19 protein-coding genes and 2 pseudogenes are annotated in these 23,290 nt (G+C 73.0%); 9 read left to right on the plus strand and 12 right to left on the minus strand.

Annotation, left to right across the window (positions count from 1 at the left end; all coding sequences use genetic code 11):
• Positions 1–273: 273 nt before the first annotated feature.
• Positions 274–636, plus strand: a pseudogene (locus ACFVYK_RS27660) (transposase); the annotation flags it as partial.
• A 90-nt stretch (positions 637–726) separates the two neighbouring features.
• Positions 727–847 (plus strand): annotated as a pseudogene (locus ACFVYK_RS27665) (IS110 family transposase); the annotation flags it as partial.
• Between the two features lie 16 nt (positions 848–863).
• Here the strand turns inward: ACFVYK_RS27665 and ACFVYK_RS27670 are convergent.
• From ACFVYK_RS27670 to ACFVYK_RS27690, 5 genes are all read right to left on the minus strand, one after another.
• Complete coding sequence (locus ACFVYK_RS27670; protein WP_389778668.1) at positions 864–1,538, minus strand: TetR/AcrR family transcriptional regulator; 675 nt, start codon at positions 1,536–1,538, stop codon at positions 864–866.
• A gap of 524 nt (positions 1,539–2,062) precedes the next feature.
• Positions 2,063–2,821: an SDR family oxidoreductase gene (locus tag ACFVYK_RS27675; RefSeq protein WP_389778670.1), complete on the minus strand. Its 759-nt coding sequence runs from the start codon at positions 2,819–2,821 to the stop codon at positions 2,063–2,065.
• Positions 2,818–3,606 (minus strand): enoyl-CoA hydratase/isomerase family protein, encoded by a 789-nt coding sequence (locus ACFVYK_RS27680; protein WP_389778672.1) that lies wholly within the window; start codon positions 3,604–3,606, stop codon positions 2,818–2,820. The genes ACFVYK_RS27675 and ACFVYK_RS27680 overlap by 4 nt, the downstream gene beginning before the upstream one ends.
• The gene (locus tag ACFVYK_RS27685) at positions 3,603–5,246 is read right to left on the minus strand and encodes an AMP-binding protein (protein ID WP_389778673.1); all 1,644 of its coding nucleotides are present in this window, start codon (positions 5,244–5,246) and stop codon (positions 3,603–3,605) included. The genes ACFVYK_RS27680 and ACFVYK_RS27685 overlap by 4 nt, the downstream gene beginning before the upstream one ends.
• Positions 5,243–5,527, minus strand: a complete 285-nt coding sequence (locus tag ACFVYK_RS27690; protein WP_389778675.1) for a hypothetical protein — start codon at positions 5,525–5,527, stop codon at positions 5,243–5,245. Before ACFVYK_RS27690 ends, ACFVYK_RS27685 begins: the two co-directional genes overlap by 4 nt.
• Positions 5,528–6,285: 758 nt before the next feature.
• Between ACFVYK_RS27690 and ACFVYK_RS27695 the strand changes: the two genes are divergently transcribed.
• Positions 6,286–7,671 (plus strand): MFS transporter, encoded by a 1,386-nt coding sequence (locus ACFVYK_RS27695; RefSeq protein ID WP_389778677.1) that lies wholly within the window; start codon positions 6,286–6,288, stop codon positions 7,669–7,671.
• A gap of 124 nt (positions 7,672–7,795) precedes the next feature.
• Here the strand turns inward: ACFVYK_RS27695 and ACFVYK_RS27700 are convergent, their stop codons facing one another.
• From ACFVYK_RS27700 to lnt, 4 genes are all read right to left on the minus strand, one after another.
• Positions 7,796–9,724: a helix-turn-helix domain-containing protein gene (locus ACFVYK_RS27700; protein WP_389778678.1), complete on the minus strand. Its 1,929-nt coding sequence runs from the start codon at positions 9,722–9,724 to the stop codon at positions 7,796–7,798.
• Positions 9,725–9,800: 76 nt separating this feature from the next.
• Positions 9,801–10,604, minus strand: a complete 804-nt coding sequence (locus tag ACFVYK_RS27705) for a 3-hydroxybutyrate dehydrogenase (protein ID WP_389778680.1) — start codon at positions 10,602–10,604, stop codon at positions 9,801–9,803.
• Between the two features lie 54 nt (positions 10,605–10,658).
• The gene (locus ACFVYK_RS27710) at positions 10,659–11,138 is read right to left on the minus strand and encodes an NUDIX domain-containing protein (RefSeq protein WP_389778682.1); all 480 of its coding nucleotides are present in this window, start codon (positions 11,136–11,138) and stop codon (positions 10,659–10,661) included.
• A 26-nt stretch (positions 11,139–11,164) separates the two neighbouring features.
• Positions 11,165–12,775: an apolipoprotein N-acyltransferase gene (gene lnt / locus ACFVYK_RS27715; protein ID WP_389778683.1), complete on the minus strand. Its 1,611-nt coding sequence runs from the start codon at positions 12,773–12,775 to the stop codon at positions 11,165–11,167.
• Positions 12,776–13,176: 401 nt separating this feature from the next.
• Here lnt and ACFVYK_RS27720 point away from each other — a divergent pair, with 401 nt between their 5' ends.
• Positions 13,177–14,244 carry an O-antigen ligase family protein gene (locus ACFVYK_RS27720; RefSeq protein ID WP_389778685.1) on the plus strand — a complete coding sequence of 356 codons (1,068 nt, stop codon included), beginning with the start codon at positions 13,177–13,179 and terminating at the stop codon, positions 14,242–14,244.
• A gap of 25 nt (positions 14,245–14,269) precedes the next feature.
• Here ACFVYK_RS27720 and ACFVYK_RS27725 read toward each other — a convergent pair whose 3' ends face one another.
• On the minus strand, positions 14,270–14,845 hold the full coding sequence (locus ACFVYK_RS27725; protein WP_389778687.1) for a hypothetical protein: 576 nt from the start codon (positions 14,843–14,845) through the stop codon (positions 14,270–14,272).
• 121 nt (positions 14,846–14,966) lie between these two features.
• On the minus strand, positions 14,967–15,752 hold the full coding sequence (locus ACFVYK_RS27730) for a glutamate racemase (RefSeq protein ID WP_389778689.1): 786 nt from the start codon (positions 15,750–15,752) through the stop codon (positions 14,967–14,969).
• A gap of 69 nt (positions 15,753–15,821) precedes the next feature.
• Here ACFVYK_RS27730 and ACFVYK_RS27735 point away from each other — a divergent pair, with 69 nt between their 5' ends.
• Entirely contained in the window at positions 15,822–16,985 is a 1,164-nt protein-coding gene (locus ACFVYK_RS27735; protein ID WP_389778707.1) for a glycosyltransferase, read from the plus strand.
• A gap of 22 nt (positions 16,986–17,007) precedes the next feature.
• Here the strand turns inward: ACFVYK_RS27735 and ACFVYK_RS27740 are convergent, their stop codons facing one another.
• Complete coding sequence (locus ACFVYK_RS27740) at positions 17,008–18,339, minus strand: TerD family protein (protein ID WP_389778709.1); 1,332 nt, start codon at positions 18,337–18,339, stop codon at positions 17,008–17,010.
• Between the two features lie 297 nt (positions 18,340–18,636).
• Between ACFVYK_RS27740 and ACFVYK_RS27745 the strand changes: the two genes are divergently transcribed.
• The 4 genes from ACFVYK_RS27745 to ACFVYK_RS27760 all read left to right on the plus strand — a co-directional run bounded on the left by ACFVYK_RS27745 (position 18,637) and on the right by ACFVYK_RS27760 (position 23,287).
• Entirely contained in the window at positions 18,637–19,065 is a 429-nt protein-coding gene (locus ACFVYK_RS27745) for a DUF6643 family protein (protein WP_389778691.1), read from the plus strand.
• A 41-nt stretch (positions 19,066–19,106) separates the two neighbouring features.
• On the plus strand, positions 19,107–19,931 hold the full coding sequence (locus ACFVYK_RS27750; RefSeq protein WP_389778693.1) for an MOSC domain-containing protein: 825 nt from the start codon (positions 19,107–19,109) through the stop codon (positions 19,929–19,931).
• Positions 19,932–20,126: 195 nt separating this feature from the next.
• Positions 20,127–20,732, plus strand: a complete 606-nt coding sequence (locus ACFVYK_RS27755; protein WP_389778694.1) for a hypothetical protein — start codon at positions 20,127–20,129, stop codon at positions 20,730–20,732.
• Between the two features lie 107 nt (positions 20,733–20,839).
• On the plus strand, positions 20,840–23,287 hold the full coding sequence (locus ACFVYK_RS27760; RefSeq protein WP_389778696.1) for a right-handed parallel beta-helix repeat-containing protein: 2,448 nt from the start codon (positions 20,840–20,842) through the stop codon (positions 23,285–23,287).
• Positions 23,288–23,290: the final 3 nt, after the last annotated feature.

Here is a 23,290-nt window from a genome sequence, read left to right on the forward strand (position 1 = left end):
CCGGGGCCGAACGCCCGGCCGCGGGCCACCCGCCGGGGGTCCCTCGGTGGGGTTCACCCGCGGGGGACCCGGCGCACCACCCGTCCGGGGGGCCCGCCCCGACCGTTGCCGTGCGCGGCTTATCCGTGGCTACCGGTGGTCCGTCAAATCCGGCGGTGGTGCGGGTCGACGGCCGGTCCGGTTGGCCGTAGGCCGTACGTGGGAGGCAACTGCCTTGCTGGAAGCTGGAGATGACCGCTCGCCGTCCGTGTCCTCCTGCACCGGAGCGGGCCGTTGGAGGAGTACGCGGCCCGGTTAGAGACCTTCTTCGGCCTGGCCCAGCGGCAAGGATTTCGCGAGTACCTGAGCGGGCCGCCGGCGCCGCGGGAGCGGAGCAAGACGATCACCTGCCTGGCAGGGGCGGAGCCGGTGGCCGGCGCGGGGATGCCGGGGGTGCAGCGGCTGCAGTTCTTCCTCTCCGAGTCGCCCTGGGAAGCCAAGCCGGTCAACGAGCGGCGGCTTGAGCTACTGCGCGAGCAGGCGTCGACGGCTCCGCACGACGGCGGGGTCCTCGTGATCGATGACTCCGGGGACCGCATGGACGGCACGGCCACGGCGCACGTGGGCCGGCAGTGGCTGGGCAGGTATGGCAAGACCGACAACGACATCGTCACGGTGACCACGGTGTGGACCGACGGCCGCGTGTACTGCCCCTTGTGGGCCCCTGACCGGCCCGAGGACGGTCCGCCGTCCCTGGCCCGTTCGCTCGGCGGCCGTCCACGAACAGCGACGAGCCCTGGAAGGGCAGATCGGAGCGCTGCCGGAGGCTCATCCTCTTTCCGCGGTCCTGACCTCGATTCCGGGTGTTCACCGGTGCCGCAGGGTCAGCCATGCCGAAGGAAGCGCACAGGTGTCGAAGGGGGCTCGAAGGCGCCTTGCCCTGCACTGAGCCCGTCCAGCAGGAGGTCACCGAGCTCGGAGAAGGCGTCGCCGGCGGTCAGGCCGGTCCTCTCCAGAAGAATCCCCGACTGGACCGCGTCGATGGTGACCGCTACGACATGGGCGGCGAAATGACCGTTGAGCGCGCGGAAAACACCGGTCTGCACGCCCTCCTCGATCAGTTCGTGGACCCGGCGCGCCGCGGCTGCGGAGTTCGTGCGGTAGATCTGTGCGGTCGGTTCGTAACCGACCATGTCGTCGTAGAAGGCGTGGGAATGCCGGCGCATGGCCGTGCCGACGCCGGCGAGATAGACCCGGATGCGCTGCCTGGGGTCGGGCTCGCCCTGGACAGCCTGTTCGATCTCGGCTGTCGCATCCCGGAAGAAGGCGCGGGTGACCGCCAGGACCAGCTGTTCCTTCGTGGAGGCGAGGCTGTACAGCGTCGCCTTGGAGCACCCCAGTCGTTGGGCCAGCTCATCCATGGTCACCGCGGTGAAGCCTTCGGTCAGGATGATCGTCTCGGCCTGGCGCAGCAGTTCCTCCCGCCGGCGCGTGTCGACGACCCGTCTGCGTGCCGTTCGGCGCGGGCGTCGGTCGCGCGAGTCAGGTTGGGCCGTCACCGCAGCAGTCTCCCATGAGCGTCTCCGCCGGAAGCGGCGGGTGGTCGTCCGGGCCGGAAGACCGACCGATTGGGTACTGACGTACCGCCTGACGTACCCGCTGGGAGTGTCCCCGTGAGTGACGGTCGGACAAGGGTGTCTCACTGGCTCGCAGGCGACGTCCGCGGCAGCAGCGGATCACCTTCGACATCCATGAGGGCCTGGCTCTCCTGACTCTTCGGCTCCGGAAGCTCTCGTACGACCAGGGTCCCGGTTTCAACGACCACGACGAGACGATCACGGCTTGCACAGTTGCTGACCGGGGCGGTGGTGTTACTGATACTGACGATCACCTCACACGGAGCAGGTGGACGTGTACCGCTTCGGGGGTCCATCCGGCTCGATGTCACCACCATCGCGGTGATGACACGGAGCATCGGTCGTCATCAGTGAGATGCAGGCTCACCAGCCCGGCCGGCGGGGCTGGGCCGGACGTCGAAGGCCGAGGCAAGGGCTGATCATCTGCTCGTCCGCCGGGTTCGGGGTTACCGGATGGAGGATCCGATGGAGATGCCGCCGTCCACGTCGAGGACGATGCCGGTGATGTAGCCGGCGGCTTCGCTGGCGAGGAAGGCTGCGGCTTCGGCGATGTCGTCGGGCGTGCCGGTGTGGCGCATGGGGATCTTGTTGGTGAGTTTGTCGCGTGCGGGGCCGTTCATGGAGGCGAGCATGGGGGTGTCGATCAGGCCGGGGGCGATGGCGTTGGCGGTGATGCCGTGGCGGGCGCCCTCCAGCGCGAGGGTGCGGGTCATGCCGACGATGCCGGCCTTGGCAGCTACGTAGTTGGTCTGGCCGAAGTTCCCGCGCCATGACATGGAGGAGAAGCTGATGATGCGTCCGTAGCCCTGGCGTTTCATGGGGCCGAACGCGGCGCGCGCGCAGTGGAAGCCGCCGGTGAGGCTGACGTCGATGACGGCGTGCCAGTCGTCGTCGGTGATGTCCTCGACGCGGTTGTCGCGGATGATGCCGGCGTTGTTGACCAGCACGTCGAGGCGGCCGAGATCGGCCGTGACGCCGTCCACCCACGCGTCGACCTGAGCCGAGTCGGTCACGTCCACCACGTCGGTGCGGAGTTTCGCGTCGTGGGCGTCGGCGATCGTCCCGGTGGCGTCGGTGAGGGCCTGTTCGTTGACGTCGGCCAGCGCGACGGCGGCGCCTTCTGCGGCGAGCCGGGTCGCCATGGCGAGGCCGAGTCCTTGGGCGGCGCCGGTGATGGCGACGACGCGTCCGTGGTAGCGGTTCACTTGGTGTCTGCTTTCGTGGTCGGGGGTGCGAGGAAGGCCCGCAGGGCGTCGGCCACGGAACTCGCCGACCAGTTGTCGGCGAAGGTGGCCAGTTCCTCGCGCAGGGCGTCCTCGGGGGCGATGCCGTCGATCCGGTGCAGCAGCGTCTTGAGCCGTTGCTGGGCGGGGCTGCTTCGGTCTGCCAGTTGCCGGCAGATGCGGGCGGCGGTGGCGTCGAGGTCGGCTTCGGGCACGATCGCCTGGATCCAGCCGGTGTGTGCGAAAGAGGTCGCGGGCAGCAGTTCGCCGGTGAGCAGGAGCCGGCGCGACAGTCCGCGTCCGACCGCGCCGGGCAGCCGGACGCTTGACCCGCCGGCCGGTACGAGCCGCCGGTTGAGGTGGCCGTCGCCGATGAGCGTGCTGTCGGCGGCGACGACGACGTCGCAGGCCAGCGCGAGTTCCAGGCCCCCGGCGACGGCGTGACCGTGCAGCACGGCGACCCATGGTTTCGGACTGGCCGCGATGCGGCTGAAGCAGGCCGACACGTCGGTCAGGAAGCCGACCGGGTTGTCGCCCCGCTCGTGCAGCTCCAGGAACTGGTGGAAGTCCCCGCCGGCACAGAAGCTCGGTCCCTTTCCTGCCACGGCGACGACCGCTGTGCCGGGGTCGGCCTCGGCGCTGGTGATCTGCTTGTCCAGGGCTTCTACGAGGGAGATGTCGAGGGCGTTGCGCCGCTCGGGGCGGTTGAGCAGCAGCCACCGGACGGTGCCGCGTTGCTCGACGAGCAGAGGTTCCGTGTCGGTCAACGTGACTCCGGGGTGGTGAGTTCGGTGCGGCGACGGCTGCGCAGCAGGTAGCGCTGGGTCTTGCCGCTGGGCGTCTTGGGCAGGGCGTCGATGAAGTGGATCGTGCGCGGGTAGGCGTGGGCGGCGTAGCGGGTCTTGACCAGCACCTGGAGCTCAGCGGCCAGATCCGGCGAGCCGTCGACGCCGTCGCGGAGGACGACGTACGCCTCGACGACCTCGCCCCGTACGTCGTCGGGTGCGCCGATGACGCTGCACTCGGCGACCGCGGGATGCTGGGCGAGGACGCTCTCGATCTCGAACGGCCCGATCCGGTAGCCGGCCATGATGATGACGTCGTCGTCGCGGGAGGAGAAGAAGAAGTCGCCGTCCGCGTCGACGCGCCCGGCGTCGCCCGTGAGGTACCAGCGGCCGTCGGGGGTGAACTTGGCATCGCTCTGCCCGCGGATCTGGTAGTCGCGGAAGGTCATCAGCGGGCTCGCCGCGACGTCGATCGCGACCCGGCCGAGCACGCCCGGTCCGGCGGGCTCGTCCTTCTCGTCGGCCAGGACGGTGAGGCTCCAGCCGGGCACCGGCCGTCCCATCGATCCCGCTTTGAGCGGGCGGGCGAGTTCGCCGTGGTGGTGGTTGGCCAGGGGCATGCCGACCTCGGTCTGGCCGAAGTGGTCGTGCACGGCCAGGCCGAGCGCGGCGCCGGCCCACTCGTTGACCTCAGGGGTCAGGGGTTCGCCCGCGCTGGACGCTCGCTCCAGCCGCAGCCCCTGCGGCGCCCGCACCGCCGAGGAGCGCAGTCCCCGGTACACGGTCGGGGCGGCGGCGAAGTCGGTGATCCGGTGGTCGACGAGGGTGCGCCAGGTCGTCTCCGGGGAGAACCCGCCGGACAGCAGCAGGCCGGGGATGCCGGCGGCCATCGGAGCGACGATCGCCGCGTAGAGCCCGTAGGCCCAGCCGGGGTCGGCGGCGCACCAGTAACTGCTGTCCCGGGTGACGCCGAGGGCGTACTCCAGGTAGATCTGCCATCCGGCGATGTAGGAGACGGGATGGATGACCCCCTTGGGCTTGCCGGTCGTGCCGGAGGTGAACATGTGCACCAGGGGCCCGTCCCCGCTCGTGGTGACGGCGGGCACCGGCTCGGGCGACGCGGCCGCGACGAGGTCGGCCAGCACCATGTCACCGCGCGACGTGCCGGTTCCGGTGACGACGACGCGGCGCTCGGGGTCGTCCGGCATGTCGGGGCCCGGGTCGAGCTTGTGGCGCTGGTCCGGGTCGACGACCACCACGTGCGCACCCGCGCCCTCCAGCCGCAGGGCGATGGCCTGGGGTGCGAACGCGGTGAACAGCGGGACGTAGACCGCGCCGAGCCGCCAGATCGCCAGGATGACGGTGACCAGGTCGGTGCTCTTGCCCATCAGGGTCGCCACCCGGTCACCCGGACCGACGCCGAGCCCCTGCAGCGCCCGCGCACAGCGGTGCGAGTCCTCGGCAAGGGCTCCGAAGGTCAGCGGGGAAGGCTCACCGGCGCCGTCGACGACAGTGAACGCGACTCGGTCGGCGGGGTGCTGGTCGCACAGCAGCCAAGCCACGTCGACGGACGGAGCCGCGAATGTCTCGGTCAGTTCGGTGACCCTGTCGGCGGCGCTCATCGCCGGCCCTTCCGGTCGATGATCGGCAGCACGAGACGGCTGGGGTGGTTCGGCCCGTGATGGATGTGGTTGATCGCGGGAATCATCTGCTCCTCTCTCTCGTGAGCGATGACGCCGCCGGTGGGGATGGCTGACTGGCCGAAGCCCATCGCGCCCTTGCCGTACGGCAGGCGCACGAGCAGCGTCGGAGCCTCCCCGTCGGCCGGATGCCACACGTTCGCGGCGAGGGCTACGCCGTCACGCATCGGAACCCGGACATCTATCTCGTACAGGTGCTGCATCGACGCTCCTCGTTGAGCTGACGGCCTCGCCCCCGGATTTGGGTACGTTAAGAGGTACGTTCGTACCCTGTCAATTACCGACGCTGCCGGAGAGGATGCCGGCTCCCGCGATTGACCTGCGCGGGCTCCCCTGTGAGTCCTGAAACGGTGCTTGCCGGGCTATCCAGGGGATTCGCCTGAAAGAACCGGTCATCGGCCGAGCCGGTCCTGAGCCGCGCCCTCGGCCATCGGTCGTGGTCGACGTCATCGACATAGGGGTGGAGGGTCTGTTCCGCGTAGCAGTGCGCTTTCGTGCCCGCGCTGGAGTGGCTGGACGCCCGTGGACGGTCTCTACAGCCTGTGCCAGGTGGGACCGTCAACGCGGGGCAGGCGGAGGCGGCCACTCCGACAGAGCCGCCTTACCGCGCAGCAGCCCTGAGCCGATCAGCCCCAAGACGTCCGAGTTCAACGGAGTGTGGTCAGCACCAAGTCAGCACGGCAGGGGCGAGCACAGGTGATGACGTGGGCTTTTGGTCAGCACCAAACCAGCACGGGAGTCAGCGCCGCACCGTCGAATCACCCCGAGCCACGCGTCCCGGACGGCACTCGTTTTCGACCAGCATCGATCCCCTGAACCGCCTTTCCACGAGCCGGCATGGTGGCGGCACGCATAGCCAACCCTCGAACTATGTTGGCCCGCCACATGTGCGTCTGACCTGCGGATTCCTACGGTGTGGCGACACGCAAACGTCCCCGTCACACCCCAGGAAGTGGTGCCGATGTCGTCGCCCGCAACCGCTCCACCGGCCCCGAACAGCCTCAAGCGCATCGTCGCCGCGTCCCTCATCGGCACCACCATCGAGTGGTACGACTTCTTCCTCTACGGCTCCGCCGCCGCCCTCGTCTTCAACAAGCTGTTCTTCCCGGGCTCCGACCCGCTCGTCGGCACGCTCCTGTCGTTCCTGACCTATGCCGTCGGGTTCGCCGCGCGGCCGCTCGGAGCGCTCGTCTTCGGGCACTACGGGGACCGACTCGGACGCAAGAAGCTGCTGGTGCTGAGCCTGCTGCTGATGGGCGGCGCGACCTTCGCCATCGGGCTGCTGCCCACCCACGCGACCGTCGGCACCGCCGCGCCGGTGCTGCTGACCGCGCTGCGACTGGTCCAGGGCTTCGCGCTCGGCGGCGAGTGGGGCGGAGCCGTGCTGCTGGTCTCCGAGCACGGGGACGCCCGGCGGCGCGGGTTCTGGGCCTCCTGGCCCCAGACCGGCGCTCCCGCCGGGCAGTTGCTCGCGACCGGCGTGCTCTCCCTGTTGACGGCCGTGCTGTCGGACGCCTCCTTCGCGTCCTGGGGCTGGCGGATCCCGTTCCTGCTCTCCGGAGTGCTCGTGATCGTCGGCCTGTGGATCCGGCTGTCCGTGGACGAATCCCCGGTGTTCCGGCAGGCGTTGGCGCAGGCCGAGGCCCGCAAGGCGGTGCGGACGGCGGACGCCGAACAACTGCCGCTGGTGTCCGTGCTGCGCCACCACTGGCGTGACGTGCTCGTCGCGATGGGCGCGCGCATGGCCGAGAACATCTCCTACTACGTCATCACCGCGTTCATCCTGGTGTACGCGACCACCTCGGCCGGCGTCTCCAAGCAGACCGCGCTCAACGCCGTGCTCATCGCGTCCGTCGTGCACTTCGCGGTGATCCCCGCCTGGGGCGCGCTGTCCGACCGGGTCGGGCGGCGGCCTGTGTACCTGCTGGGGGCGGTCGGCATCGGGCTCTGGATGTTCCCCTTCTTCTCACTGGTCGACACCGGCGACTTCGGCGGCCTCGTGCTGGCCGTCACCGTGGGCCTGGTGCTGCACGGGGCGATGTACGCGCCCCAGGCGGCGTTCTTCTCCGAGATGTTCGCGACCCGGATGCGCTACTCGGGCGCCTCGATCGGCGCCCAGTTCGCCTCGGTCGCCGCGGGCGCCCCGGCGCCTCTCATCGCCACCGCCCTGCTCGCCGACTACGACAGTTCCACCCCGATCGCCCTGTACGTCATCGCCGCGGCCCTGTTGACGGTCGTCGCCGTGGGGGTCGCCAAAGAGACCCGGCACCGCGACCTGGCCGACGTCGAGCCCGCCCCGGACCGGGAGCCCGAGCAGGCGACCGCCGCGGACGCCCGCACCGTCTGAACCCACCCGAGCGCTCCCGCGGCGTGCGCCCTCGTCCCGCTCCGCCCCGACGGCGGGGCGGGATCGAGCCGGCTCGCGGCGGCGCGGCTCGCCGCCTCGTGGGCCGGCGGCCTCGGCGCGGCGATCAGTGCCGGGCGGGGGACGCCAACCGGTGCAGGCGCAGGGCGAGTTGAATCTCCAGTGCGCGGGCCGGGCTCTGCCAGTCCTCGCCCAGGAGCCGGCCGACGCGCTCCAGGCGCTGGGCCACCGTGTTGACGTGGACGTGGAGTTCGTCCTTCGTGCGGGCCGGGCTCATGCCCGACGCGAAGTACGCGTCGAGGGTGCGCAGCAGGTCGGTCCCGCGCCGTTCGTCGTAGCGGACCACCTTGCCTATGGTGCGGTCCACGAAGCCCGTCACGTCCCGCTCGCCGGCCAGCAGCAGTCCCAGGAAGCCGAAGTCCTCGGCGGCCGCCCCGTCCCCGCGGCGGCCCAGCAGTCTCAGCGCGTCCAGGCACCGGCGGCTCTCCTCGTACCCGGCGACCACCGTGTCCGGTTCCGCGGCGAGGTCGCACACCGGGGCGGACGCGCCGACGGTGACCGTCTCGTGGACGGCGGCGCCCAGGTGCAGCGCGGTACGGCGGGCCAGGTCCGTCGCGCTGTCGCCGGGTTCCAGGGGCAGCAGCAGGACGGTGCCGCCGTCGCGCGCGGCGGCCAGGCCGTGCCGGGTGGCGGCAAGGTGGGAGGCGGCGGCCCACAGCCGGCGGCGGGCGGCCGCCTCGTGGTCGGCGTCGGGTGCGACGGCGTCGAGGCGGGCGGCGAGCACGACGTGGGTCGCGTCGAGGTCGGCCCGCAGCCGGGCGGCGCGTTCGCGCAGCAGGCGCGGGTCGCGGTCGCGGGCGTCCAGCAGGTCGTCGAGGAGTTCGCCGCGCACGCGCTGCTCGGCCTCGGCCGCGGAGCGTCTGGCCAGCAGCAGCAGGGAGGTCACCATCGCCGCGCGCTCCAGGGTCAGCTGGTCGACCGGGTCGAGGCCGGGGTGACCGCGCAGCACCAGAGCGCCGAGCAGTTCCCCGCCCGCCGCGACGGCCGCGACCCAGTCCTCCCGGTGGCGTACGGCGTGGCCCTCCGCGCGGGACGCTTCCAGGGCGTCGGCCGGCGCCGTCTCCGTGAACTCCACGACGCCGTCGAGCACGTGCGAGACGGCGGCGGCCACGTCGTGGACCCCGCCGCCGCGCAGGACCAGTTCGGCCAGCCGGTCGTGGACGTCGGAGGCGCGCTCGATGACCGAGCTGCGGTCCCGGATGATCTCGTTGGCGCGCTCCAGACCGGCCAGGGCCGAGCGGGTCTCGGTGAGCAGGTTGGCGGTGTCGATGGCGGCCGCGGCGAGTGCCGCGAAGGAGCCGAGCAGGGCGATCTGCTCCCGCTCGAAGACCCGGGCGCGCCGGTCGGCCGCGAACAGCACCCCGATGACGTTCGGCCCCAGGGTCAGCGGCACGCCGAGGATCGCGACCAGCCCCTCGTCGCGCACGCCTCCGTCGATGGCCGCCGTGTGCCGGAAGCGGTCGTCGCGGAAGTAGTCGTCGGTGACGTACGGACGGGCCGTCTGCGCGACCAGGCCGCCGAGCCCCTCCCCCATCCCGAGGCGCAGCTGCTGGAAGCGGGCCGCGACGGACCCTTCGGTGACCCGCATGTAGGTGTCGCCCCTGGCCGGGTCGTTGAGGCTGAGGTAGGCGACGTCGGTGCCGAGCAGGGAACGGGCCCGTTGCACGATCGCCCGCAGGACGGCGTCCACGTCGCGCAGGCCGGCGAGGTCGTGGGCCGTCTCGAAGAGCGCCGACAGCTCGGCCTCCCGGCGGCGCCGGCCCTCCAGTTCCGAGCGGACCCGCAGCGCGAGCAGCCGGGCGTGTTCGAGTGCCGCGATCCGTTCGTCCGGCCCGCCCTCGGCGCGGGCGAGCAGCACGGGCCGGTCGTAGGCCTCGGCTGCCGCGCCGCGGGCGAGCAGCTCGAGGAACGGCGCGTCGGCGTCGTGGGCGGTGGCGGGGGCCTTGACGGCGCCCTGCGGGTCGTCGCGGGACATGTGCACAGGATTCCTCATCGCCCGGCCGGCCCGTCAGCCCTGTGGAAAACTCCGCCGGCGCCGTCGGCCGGGACGCTCAGTGCGCCGTCCAGCCGCCGTCGAGGACCAGCGAGGCGCCCGTGACGAAGGAGGCCTGCGGGCCGCACAGATAGGCGACGGCCTCGGCGACCTCCTCCGGTTCGATGAGCCGTTTGACGGCGCTGTCGCGCAGGAGCACCTCGGCCAGCACGCGTTCCTCGGGGATGCCGTGCGTCCGCGCCTGGTCGGCGAGCTGTCGTTCGACGAGCGGGGTGCGCACATAGGCGGGGTTGACGCAGTTGGAGGTCACCCCGTGGGGCGCGCCTTCGAGGGCGGCGGTCTTGGACAGCCCTTCGAGTCCGTGCTTGGCCGCGACGTACGCCGACTTGTAGGCGGAGGCCCGCAGCCCGTGCACGGACGACACGTTGACGATGCGGCCCCAGCCCTGTCCGTACATGTGGGGCAGCGCGCCGCGGATGAGCCGGAAGGGCGCCTCCAGCATCACGGTGAGCACCGTGTGGAAGACGTCCGGCGGGAAGTCCTCCAGCGGGGCCACCCGCTGCAGTCCGGCGTTGTTGACCAGGACGTCCGTCCCGGCGGCGGCCCGCTCGGCGGCGTCCAGGTCGGTGAGGTCCAGGAGGTGCGGTTCGACCGAGCCGGGCAGTCCGACGGCGCTCTCGGCGAGCCGGTCCAGTCCGGCCTCGTCCCGGTCGACGGCCCGCACCTTGGCTCCGGCCGCCGCGAGCCGCACCGCACAGGCACGTCCGATGCCGCCGGCCGCGCCGGTGACGAGGGCGGTGCGGCCTCCGAGGTCGAGCGAGGGGGCCGCGGGGCCGAAGGCGGCGACCTGGGGGGAAGTCATGCCTCGACCCTAGGACGAGCGCGCCCCCCACCCCATGTGGTCACCGCCCATAGTTCATTTGGAAGCCGTGGTCTCGAACCACGTGGGTTCGTCGGAGAGCGCCTGCTTGATGCGGAACACCTGGCGTTCGTGCATCGGCGGCAGGGCGTCCAGCCCGAACCAGCCCACGTCGACGGACTCGTCGTCGTTGACCCGCGCTGCGCCGCCGACGGCCCGGCAGCGCAGGGTGACGTCCATGAACTGGCACTGGTCGCCGTTCGGGTACTCCACCCGCCTCCCGCTGCGCACCAGGACGACGCGCTCGGGGACGCAGTGCACGCCCGTCTCCTCGTACACCTCGCGCACGGCGCAGTCGGCGGGCTGCTCCCCCGGGTCCGGGATGCCGTTGATCACGGTCCACTGGCGGTTGTCCGCGCGCTGGCACAGCAGCACCCGCCCGTCGTCGTCGAAGACGACGGCGCTGACGCCGGGAAGCCAGAGCAGGTGGTGCCCCGCGGAAGCCCGGATCTCGGTGATGAAGTCAGGAGTCGGCATGACCCGACCCTATCCGGGCGCGGCGATCAGCTCGTCGGCCTCCGCCGGGCCCGCACCCCGGCGCCGATCGCCCATCCCAGGCCGCCCGCCGCGACGAGCACCACAAGCATCTCGGGCAGGATGCCGAGCTTGGTCGCCGGCGTCTCCGAGGAGCGCAGGGGCACCTTCTGCACCAGGGAGTCCGCGACGAACATGCCGGTCTTCTGGGTGATCTTCCCGTCCGGCATGATGATCGCGCTGACCCCGCTGGTCACCGGCACCGTGACGGTGCGGCTGTGCTCGACCGCGCGGACCCGGGACATGGCGAGCTGCTGGTAGGTCATCTCGCTGCGGTCGAACGTGGCGTTGTTGCTGGGCACGGAGATCAGCTGGGCGCCGTCGGTGACCTCGGAGCGCACGGCCCAGTCGAACGCGGCCTCGTAGCACGTGACCAGGCCGACCTTGGCCCGGTCCATGGAGAACACGCCCGGCTCGGTGCCCCGGCTGAAGTCCTGGCGGACCATCGACGTCCAGTCGCTGTTGATCGCTCCGATGACGGAGCGGAGCGGAAGGTACTCGCCGAACGGCTGGACCTGTCGCTTGTCGTAGGTCTGGGTGGGTCCCTTGGCCGGGTCCCACAGGATCTGCTCGTTGTAGAGCTTGCCGTCCCGCGCGACGACCCCGCCGACCGAGAGGGGCGCGCCGATCGCCCTGGCCGCCCGGCCGATGACCGCCGCGGCGTCGGCGTTGGCGAAGGGGTCGATGTCCGAGGAGTTCTCCGGCCACAGCACGAAGTCGGGTCGGGCCTTCGTGCCGGCCTCGACCTCGGCGGCCAGTCGCTCGGTCTCGCGCACGTGGTAGTCGAGGACGGCCCGGCGCTGGGCGTTGAACTCCAGGCCGAGGCGGGGGACGTTGCCCTGGATGACGGCGACCGTCGCGGTGCCGTCCTCGGCCTTGTCGCTGACCAGGGTGCGGGACGCCACGGCCGCGACGACCGGGACGGCCAAGCTGAGCAGGGCGACCGCGGCCGCCGACCGCCGCAGCTCGCCCGAGCGTCGCCGGTCCGAGGCGAGACGCACGATCTCGTAGAGGCCGAAGCCGCACAGGACGACCGCGAAGCCGAGCACCGGGGTGCCGCCGAGCGCGGCGAGGGGCAGGAAGACGCCGTCCGCCTGACCGAAGGCGATCTTGCCCCAGGGGAAGCCGCCGAACGGCGCACGCGCGCGTGCCGCCTCGCCCGCGGTCCAGACCGCCGCCGCCCACACCGGCCAGGCCGGCAGCCGGGAGACCGCGGCGACGCCGACGCCGACCAGGGCGACGAAGATCGCCTCGATGGCCACCAGGGCGAGCCAGGGGCCGGGACCGACCTCCACGCCCGTCCACACGAGCAGCGGCAGCAGGAAACCGAGACCGAAGAGATAGCCGAGGCCGAAGGCCGCCTTCCAGCCGCGTCCGCGCAGCACCCAGCCGAGGACGGCGAAGGCCGGCAGCGCCAGCCACCACAGGGTGCGCGGGGGGAAGCTGACATAGAGCAGCACTCCGGAGAGCGCCGCTGCGGCGGCCGGGACGAGACGCAGGAGCCGCGCGCCGCGCGCGACGGGCGCGGTCGAAGGCTCCAGCTGGTCCGGCTGGCCCACGGATGTTGCGGTGACGGTCACTCCGGGAGTGTACGGCGGGTCACCTTTCGGCCGACAGCGCGGTCTGAGGGGCGGACCGCCCGGCCCGTCGTCCGCGGCCGTCCCCACGCCCGGCGCCCGCCGCACCCCGCTCGGCCCGCGCGCGGCACATCGCGTGCGCCCTGTCCGGCCGCCGGGCGCGCCCCGGCGGCCGGGGCGGTCGTACGACCCGGTGCGAGTCATCCACAAACCGCCCATCAGCCGTTACGGTGTGCCAGAGCTCCGGTCGCGCGCGAGCGGCCGGGGTCCGTCACGGTTCAGGTCCGTCACGGGTTCAGGCTCACGGTCGGGGGGCGACCGGGTTCGGGGGCGCGGTGTATTCCACGGGCACGACGTCCGCCGGCGCGGCTGCGGACGGGGAAAGACGAAACGTTTCGGACGCGGTGGGCGCAGGTGTGCTGGCGGGCTGCGCCGTCTGGTCCCTGATCACCGCCGCCGTGCACGACGGACGCCCCGAGGGCGTCCTGCTCGCCGTGCTGGCACTGGCCGCCGGATACGCGGCCGGGCGGATCCTCGGTGTGCTGCTCCCGGTCGCCGCGCCCTGCGCCGGAGCGCTGGCCGGGCTCGCCCTGGCAGTGGCCCTGCCCCGGCTCGGCCCGGGTCCGCAGACCGTCGCGCCGCCGGGTCACGCCGGCGCCACCGCCGCGGTGCTGACCCTGTCGGCCGGCGCCGCGTGCTGCGCCGCCTGGGCGACGGCGGTGCCGGTGCTGCGGCTCACGCTGTGGCTGGTCGCCGGGGGCGTCGCGGTCGCGGGCGCGCTCCTGGGCTCGACGACGGCGGTGGTGGCCTGTGGCGCCGTGCTGCTGTGCTCGCGAGCCGCCGGCCGGGCGCGGCGCCGGGGGCCGGCGCTCGCGGCGCTGGCCGTGGTCGCCGCCCTCGTGACGGGCCTGACCTGGACGCTCGCCGGGAACGCGCTGCCTGGCGGCCTCGCCGGCGCCCTGCGGGACGGGCTGACGCCGCGCCGGGTCGATCTGTGGCGGGACGCGCTGGGCATGGCCCGCCGTGAGAGCGCCGTCGGCGTGGGCCCGGGACGCTTCGCGGAGCTGAGCGGGACGGCAGCTCGCTCGACGCCGTCCGACGGCCGGCCGCACTCGGCGCCGCTGCAGCTGGCGGCGGAGCAGGGGGTGGTCGGCGTGCTGCTGCTCGCGGCCGTCTTCTGCTGGGTGCTGTTCGCTCTGTGGCGTGCGCCGCGTTCGACGCCGGTCGTCCTCACCGCGGGCACGGCCCTGACCGCTCTCGCCGCTGTGGCCGCGGTCGGCGACGCGCTGAGCTTCACCACGGTGTCCGTGGGCGCGGGACTGCTGGCCGGCGTGGCCACGGCCCGACCGCTCGCCGACGACCCCCTGCCGTCCGAGGCGTCCAAGGGGTTGAGGGAGTCGGAGGGGTCCGAGCCGTCCGGGGCGCCGTCGCGGTACGAACGGGACCTGCACGGCGGTCGCCCGGCCGGCTGAGCCGGCAGCCAGCCGCGCGCGGGTGTCAGCGCGCCGCGCCCGGGGCGCCCGTCCGCAGTCGGTCCCTGATGACGCGGACGGCGGACTCCGCGTCGTCCACGGTGATCGTGAACGTGTGGCCGTCCCAGAGCCGCAGCACCACGCCCTCGCCCCGGCGCACGACGACCGCGGTCCCCTTCTCCGGCCGCCAGCGATAGCCCCAGCCGCCCCAGTGGCGCGGGGTGACGAGGGGTTCGAAGTCGGCGCCGGCGACGTGGGCCAGCGGGATGCGGCGGCGCGGCAGGCCGATGTGGCCGCAGCGCACCTCGAGGCTGTCCCGGTCGAGCTTGAGGTCGACGTGGACGAAGGCGAGGGTGCCGAAGAGGACCAGCAGACCGGCGGCGATGCAGCCGACGACGGACATGACCAGGGGAGCGACGCCGGACGTCCACGCGGAGTCCACGGCGAGCTCGACGCCGAGCCCCATACAGGCGGCCCCCACGAGGGCGAGCAGCCACTGGAAGCGGTTGGTGGCGCGGCCGGTCCAGACGTCGGCGTGCGGAACGTCGCGGTGCGCGGCGTCGGGGAGGGGCGTGCTCTCGTCGTGGGGGTGGTCCCTCATATCCATGAGGTTACTCAGGTTTCGCTGCGCCGGTACCACGTGGCGCACAGTGACTGCTCCGCTCGGGCGGCCCGCTGCGGCCCGTCGGTCGGGGGCCGATCGACGGCCGATCGGCGCGCGATCACCGGGCCGGGGCGACGGCCTGGAGCAGGCGGCCTTCCGCGTAGGCGAGGGCGGGCGCGGGAAGTCCGCCGGGACGGCCGCTGAGGATGACCGTCACCGCGCCGAGCGGCGTCGCCCCGGGCTCGGGGCGCGCGCCGATGCGGCGCAGCGCCTGCGCGGCCACCGCGCCGGCCGAGCCGTGCAGGACGGGCGCCGGACGTCCGGGGCCGCGCACGGCGGCACGGATGCGGTCGGCGACCAGCTCGTAATGGGTGCACCCCAGGACGATGGTCGTCACCTCGGCCGGGGTGAGGGCGGCGGCCGCGGCGACGGCCGTGTCGATCGCCGCCTCGTCCGCGTGCTCCACCGCCTCGGCCAGCCCCCAGCAGGGCACCTCGACGACCGCGACGCCGCCGGCGAAGTCCTCGATCAGACCGCGCTGATAGGGGCTGCCGGTGGTGGCGGGCGTGGCCCAGATGGCGACGGGGCCTCCGCCTGCCGCGGCGGGCTTGATCGCGGGGACGGTTCCGATCACCGGGACGGCGGGTTCGAGAAGGGCCCGCAGCGCCGGCAGCGCGTGCACGCTGGCCGTGTTGCAGCCGACGATGAGGGCGTCCGGCCGGTGGGCGGCGGCGGCCTCGGCGACGGCCACGGCCCGCTCCGTGAGGTCCTGCGGCGTGCGAGGCCCCCAGGGCATGCCGTCGGGGTCGAGGGAGAGCACGAGATCGGCGTCGGGCCGCAGGCCTCGTACCGCGGCGGTGGCCGCCAGCAGGCCGATTCCGGAGTCCATGAGCGCGATCTTCACCCGGCCACCATAGACGATGTGCCCGTGCCGCCCGGCGGGGTGGGGCAGACTGCGCGCGTGAACGCCGTCGTGTGGATCGCCGCCCTGTCCCTGGCCGCCTGGCTGTGGCTGTTGTTCTGTCAGGGCTTCTTCTGGCGCACCGACGTCAGGCTGCCCGCGCGCACGGCGCCGCGGCGATGGCCTTCCGTCTGCGTCGTCGTGCCCGCGCGCGACGAGGCCGCCGTGCTGCCCGCGAGCCTGCCCACCCTGCTCGCCCAGGACTATCCGGGCCGGGCGGAGATCTTCCTCGTCGACGACGACAGCGGGGACGGCACCGGAGAGCTGGCGCGGAGCCTCGCCCGGCGGCACGGCGGACTCCCGCTGACCGTGGGTTCGGCCGGCGAACCGCCTGCGGGCTGGACCGGCAAGCTCTGGGCGGTGCGTCAGGGGATCGCGCTGGCACGCGCGCGTGAGCCGGAGTACCTCCTGCTCACGGACGCCGACATCGCGCACGCGCCCGACAGCCTGCGCGAGCTGGTGGCGGCGGCGCACACCGGTGGCTTCGACGTCGTCTCCCAGATGGCACGGCTGCGGGTGGAGAGCGTGTGGGAGCGGTTGGTGGTGCCGGCCTTCGTCTACTTCTTCGCGCAGCTCTACCCCTTCCGCCGGATCGGACGGCGGGGATCGCGCACGGCCGCCGCGGCGGGCGGCTGCGTCCTGATGCGCAGCGACGCGGCCGAGCGGGCACGGATCCCGGACTCCATCCGGCACGCCGTCATCGACGACGTGGCCCTCGCGCGGGCCGTCAAGGGCGGCGGCGGTCACGTATGGCTCGGACTGGCCGACCGGGTGGACAGCGTGCGCCCCTATCCGCGGCTGGAGGACCTGTGGCGGATGGTCTCGCGCAGCGCCTACGCGCAACTGCGGCACAACCCGCTCCTGTTGGCCGGCACGGTGCTCGGCCTCGCCCTGGTGTACCTCGTCCCGCCGCTCGCCCTTGGGTGCGGACTCGCTCTCGGCGGTGCGCCGACCGCGCTGTGCGGCGGCCTGGCGTGGTTGGTCATGACGGGGACGTACGTGCCGATGCTCCGCTACTACCAGCAGCCGCTGTGGCCGGCCCCCCTCCTGCCGTTCACCGCGTTCCTCTACCTGCTGATGACGGTGGACTCCGCGGTGCAGCACTACCGGGGGCGCGGCGCGGCCTGGAAGGGCCGCACCTACGCGCGTCCGGACGCCGTCGCCGACGAGGGCTGAGCCGACCGCCCCGGCGGCGGGCCTACTTGCGGCCCGGCGTCCAGTTCATGCCCCATCCGTAGGCGTGGTCCACGGTCCGCTGCGGGCTCACCCCACGCTCCGGCACGAGGTAGCGGGCCTCGCGCTGGACGACGAGGTCGCCGCCGCCATGGTTGGTGATGAGCGCGAGCGCGCAGACGGTGGAGGGGACCGTGCACTCGTCCAGGGAGAAGTCGATCGGCGCGCCGTACTGGGATTGCAGGGTGACCGTGGCGTGCAGGTCGGCGAAGGAGCGGGCGCCCTCGTAGATGGTGACGAACACCAGGATGCGCCGGAAGTCGTTCCTGCGGTCGAGGTTGACGGTGAGGTTCTCACCGCTGGACACCGCTCCCGTGCGGTCGTCGCCGTCGAGGTGGATGTACGGCGGCTGGTGCAGGGCGCCGAAGGCGTTGCCGAGGGCCTGGACGACGCCCTTGCGGCCGTCGGAGAGCTCGAACAGGGCGCACAGGTCGAGGTCGAGGTCGTTGTGCAGGGCGACCGCACGGCCGCGCTTGCTGCCCCACCCCGAGAACTGCTTGCGCATCTCCCAGTTGAGGTTGACGCGCAGGGCGCCGGAGGTGCCGCCCTGTTTGGTCAGCGACACCGAGGGGGCGGCCTTGGTGAGCGTCACCTTGGTCAGCCGCACGGGCGCCGCGGGCGGGGCCGGCGGCGGGGGCGGCGCCTGGTGGAGGGGCGGCGGGACCGTGGCCGGGAAGGCGGGCAGGGTCGGCTGCTGAGGCGGGGGCGGAGGCGGCGCGGTACGGGGCGTCGGCGTCGGCGTTCGGGGCACGGGCGGGGCGGGGGCCGCCGTCCCCTGCGGCTCGTCGACGGTGATGCCGAAGTCGGTGGCCAGTCCTTCGAGGCCGCGGTCGTAGCCCTGGCCGACGGCGCGGAACTTCCAGGCGCCCTGACGGCGGTAGAACTCGCCCAGCACGAAGGCCGTCTCGACCGTGGCGCCGGTGCTGTCGAACCGTGCCACGACGGTGCCCTGCGCGGCGTCCCGCACCTCGATGTAGAGGCCGGGGACCCGGCCGAACGAGCCGCCGTCCGCCGAAGCGGCCAGGACCACGGTCTCGACGGCGGCCTCCACGCGCGTGAGGTCGACGAGCAGGCTGTCGGTCGTCCGGCCGCCGGCTTCGCGCTTGCCCTCGTGGCGGACCGCCCCGGAGGAATGGGCGGGCTGGTTGTAGAAGACGAAGTCGGCGTCGGAACGGACCTTCCCCCCGACGAGCACCAGCGCCGACGCGTCCACGTCCGGAACGCCCGGTCCCGGGCGCCAGCCCACTTCGACGCGCAGCGCCGTGGTCGGCACCGGAGTGTTGGAGCCCTTCGACATTGACATGTACGCCCCCATCGTCAGTCAGTGCGCCGGACAGCCCGCCGGCACCCCTCGGCTTGTCTACCCGGTCAACCTATTGCGCAGGACGACGCACGCCCATCAGGAGGACCGGAACAGCCCTGGCCAACCGCGGGTAACCCGCTCGGAGCTCGGGCTTTACACGATCTACGACGCGTTTGCCGTCCCTTTTTGCCGAGTTCGCTCGCATTGGGGATCCAAGGCCACGGCCGACACGGAAATCAACCCTCTTATCGGTCTCCCCAACCAGCACATCGTGGGCTTAACTTATGTGCCATGACCTCCCCCCGCTCCACCTATGGCGGCGGCTACTACTCCGCCTCCTTCCCGGACACCCCGATCTACGACTCGCTCGTCGCCGAGCGGGGCACCCCGCAGATCGCCCCGATCCGGGTCCCCGCCGCGTACGACATGGGCGCGAGCCATCTGCCCGCGCTGCCCTCGGCCCTGCCCGCCCTCCCGGCCGGTCCGTCACAGCTCTCCTACGGCTATCCGCAGGCGCAGCAGCCCGCACCGCTGCAGCAGGCCCCGGCGGCGTACATCCCGCCGCAGGCCGGCCCGCCGCGCGGCTATCCCGGTCCGCAGGCGCAGCAGCAGATGCGCCCCGCCCCGGCCGGCTACGAGGCGATGCGTCCCGCCGCGCCCCGGCCGCCCGCGCCCCAGTACCAGGACCCGTACAACAACCAGCAGTACCGCGGTTACTGAACCGCCCCGGGGCCGTCGCCGCCACCTGGCAGGATGACCCCATGGGGAACGCGGAACTGCTGTCGATACACGTGCATCCGGTCAAGGCGTTGCGGGGCCAGGCGCTCCGTGAGGCCGTCGTGGAGCCCTGGGGGCTGGCCGGAGACCGACGATGGGCGCTGATCGACGACGGGGGAAAGGTCGTCACCCAACGTCAGCGACCGCGCCTGGCACTGGCCGCCGCCGAGCACCTGCCCGGCGGCGGCGTTCGGCTGTCCGCGCCCGGCCTCGAACCGCTGACCGTGCCGACGCCCGAGCCCGCCGGCATGCTGTCCATGGAGATCTTCGGCGACAAGGTGGAGGCGGTGCCCGCCTGCGCCGACGCGCACCGCTGGTGCAGCGCCCACGTCGGCGCCGACGTGCGCCTGGTGCACATGGACGACCCGGCGATCCGCAGGCCGGTCGACCCCGACTACGCCCGGCCCGGTGAGACCGTCTCCTTCGCCGACGGCTTTCCGCTGCTGGTCGCCGCCACCGCCTCGCTCGACGCCCTCAACTCCCTGATCGCCCAGGGCGAGCACCCGAACGAGGGACCGCTGCCGATGAACCGTTTCCGGCCCAACCTGGTCGTGGCGGGCACCGAGGCGTGGGCCGAGGACGGCTGGTCGCGCCTGCGCGTGGGCGAGGTCGAGTTCCGGGTGGCGAAGCCCTGCGGACGGTGCGTGGTGACCACCACCGACCAGGACACCGCAGGTCGCGGCAGGGAGCCCCTGGCCACGCTGGGCCGGCACCGGCGCCTAGGCGGCAGGCTGGTCTTCGGACAGAACCTGGTGCCGCTGTCCGCCGGCACGGTCAGGGTCGGCGATCCGGTGCGCGTCGTCGCGTAGTTCCGGCCTGCGGCCCCCGCCCCCGACCCGTGAGCGGACGGGTCCGCGGGAACCTGCGCGCCGCTTCGCAGCGTTGGGACTGCGTGAGAAGTTCATGAGAGGTCCCGGGCCCTGGTGATGTCGCTCTCTCTTTCACCGGTCTCGTGCGTGAACGGCTCCGAAGGGGGTTACCACGGAGCGGGAAGGGGGTGGACGGTGCGAGCGATCGGCGGAATCTGGCGCTGGCGACACAACCCGCTGCGCCGGGGGACGGATCTGGTCGAGGCGTGGGTGGCGCTGTCCGCCCTGCTGCTGATCTGTCTGGTCGCGCCCGTGGTGGGCGCCCTGGTCGGCGGCGCGGCGCAGGGCGTCCTGCAGCGGTCGGTGCGCGAGCAGCACGAGAACCGGCACGTGGTGACGGCCATGGTGGTGCGCAGAGCGGGCGCCTCGGCGCCGGAGGCGGACCCCGAGACGGCCACCGGCCGGGAGGCGCGCACCAGGGTCGTCGCGGACTGGACGGCGCCGGACGGTACTGCGCAGCACGGCACCATCCTGTCGGGCCTCGAAACCCCCCGCGTCGGGGACCGCTTCGGGATATGGACCGACGCGCACGGCCGGCTGGTCGCCCGCCCGCTGGACTCCGCCACGGCGACCACGCACGCCGTGCTGGCCGGTCTGGGCACGGCACTGCTCACCGCGGGCGCGGTCGAGGGCGGCCGGCGGGTCCTCATGTGGCGCATGGTCCGCCGCCGGTACGCCCGTTGGGACCAGGCCTGGGACCGGGCGGGCCCGGACTGGGGGCGCACCGGCGCAGGCAGTTGACGGCCTTCCGTCTCTGGTCAACCCACCACCCGCGCGCACGCTACGGTGGTCCGGCCGAACCATTCGGCATCAACCCGCGTACCACGAGGTGGGGGCACGACAACGCCATGGCACAGGGCACGGTCCAGGTGACGCACACCGGCACATCGCGGTGGCGGCGCCGCACGGGTGAGTACGCATCGCTCGCCGCCGCCCTGGAGGCCGCGGCCGAGGGCGACGTCCTCACCATCGCTCCCGGGACCTACCGGGAGAACCTCGTCGTGCAGCGGTCGGTGACCCTGCGCGGCCCCGAGGGCTCCCCGGGCTCCGTGCGGCTGGCTCCCGCGGACGGAGTGCCGCTGACCGTGCGCGCCTCGGCGGTGATCCAGGACCTGCACGTGGAGGGCCAGGACGCGGCGGCCCCGGCGGTGCTCGTCGAGGAGGGCGCACCCGAACTGCTGGACCTGCGGATCGTCACGCGGTCCTCGGCGGGCGTCGAGGTGCGCGGCGGCGCCCGGCCGACGGTCCGGCGGTGCACCGTCGACAACCCGGCCGGCATCGGCATCGCCGTGGTCGACGGCGGCGGCGGGGTCTTCGAGGAGTGCGAGGTCGTCGCGGCCGGTCAGGCCGGCGTCGTGGTGCGCGGGGGCGCCCGTCCCCGGCTGGAGCGCTGCCGGGTGCACCACGCCTCGGGCGCGGGGCTGAGCGCGACCGGCGACAATTCGGCGCTGGAGGCGGTGGGCTGCGAGATCTACGAGGTCAGGGGAAGCGGCGTCCAGGTCACCGCCCGGGCCACCGCGCACCTCACCGACTGCGACGTGCACCGCACCACCGCCGACGGCGTCACCCTCGACACGGACGCCGTGCTCACGCTGGCCGACTGCCGCATCCACGACATCCCCGAGAACGCGGTCGACCTGCGCTCGCGCTCCGTGCTGACGCTGACCCGCACGACGGTGCGTCAGTTCGGGCGCAACGGACTGTCGGTGTGGGACCCGGGCACGCGCGTGGACGCCAACCAGTGCGAGATCTTCGACAGCACCGGCGACTACCCGGCCGTCTGGGTCAGCGACGGCGCCACCGCCGTGCTGGACGCCTGCCGGGTGCACGACGTGCCGGACGCCCTGTTCGTGCTCGACCGCGGCTCGCGCGCGGACGTCGTCGACAGCGACCTCTTCCAGGTGCGCAACACGGCCGTGTCGGTGAGCGACGGAGCGACGGCCCAGCTCGACGACTGCCGGATCCGGGACGCGGCGACGGGCGCGTGGTTCCGTGACCACGGCAGCGGCGGCACCCTCGCCAACTGCACCGTGGACGCCACGCAGACCGGCGTCATCGTCACCAAGGGCGCCGACCCCACCGTGGAGCGCTGCACCGTCGACTCCCCCGCCGAGGCCGGGTTCTATGTGTCGGCCGGCGGCCGGGGCAGCTTCCTGAACTGCCGGGTGACCAACAGCGGGGGCTACGGCTTCCACGTGATAGACGGCAGCCGCACGACGCTGCGCAAGTGCCGTACGGAGCGCTGCGCGCGCGGGGGCTACGAGTTCGCCGACGCCGGGGCGGACGCCTCCTCCGGCTCCGGGCCCGTGGTCGAGGACTGCACCAGCGACGAGAGCGCGGGCGTGCGCACGCCGGGCCTGTCGGCGGCGCCGGAGCCGGCCGTGCAGACGACGGCCCAGTCGCCGGGGCTGCTCGGCCTGATCCCCGAGCAGCGCGTCACCCCGCCGGAGCCGCCGCGGGCCGAGGACGGGCCCGGGACGTCGGTGCGGACCTCCATGGACGTGCTCGGCGAGCTGGACACGCTCGTGGGCCTGGAGAGCGTCAAGCGGGAGGTGCGGGCCCTCATCGACATGATCGAGGTGGGGCGGCGCCGTCAGCAGGCGGGGCTCAAGGCCGCGTCCGTCAAGCGGCATCTCGTCTTCACGGGCTCCCCCGGCACCGGAAAGACGACGGTCGCGCGTCTGTACGGCGAGATCCTCGCCGCCCTCGACGTCCTGGAGAAGGGGCACCTGGTCGAGGTCTCCCGCGTCGACCTGGTCGGCGAGCACATCGGCTCCACGGCGATCCGCACCCAGGAGGCCTTCCAACGGGCCCATGGCGGGGTGCTGTTCATCGACGAGGCGTACGCGCTGTCGCCGGAGGACGCCGGCCGGGACTTCGGCAAGGAGGCCATCGACACCCTCGTCAAGCTGATGGAGGACCACCGCGACTCCGTCGTCGTGATCGTGGCGGGCTACACGGCGGAGATGGAACGGTTCCTGTCGGTCAACCCCGGGGTGGCGTCCCGCTTCTCGCGCACCATCACCTTCGGCGACTACGGCCCCGGCGAGCTGCTGCGGATCGTGGAGCAACAGGCGGAGGAGCACGAGTACCGGCTCGGCCCGAGCACCGCGGACGCCCTGTTGAAGTACTTCACCGAGCTCCCCAAGGGCCCCGCGTTCGGCAACGGACGCACCGCTCGCCAGACCTTCGAGGCGATGGTCGAGCGGCACGCGAGCCGGGTCGCGCAGGTGGCGGAGCCCACCAAGGACGACCTGACGCTGCTGTACGCGGAGGATCTACCCCAGTTGCCCTGACCG

The sequence above is a fragment of the Streptomyces sp. NPDC058291 genome (assembly GCF_042880855.1).
GTDB lineage: Bacteria > Actinomycetota > Actinomycetes > Streptomycetales > Streptomycetaceae > Streptomyces.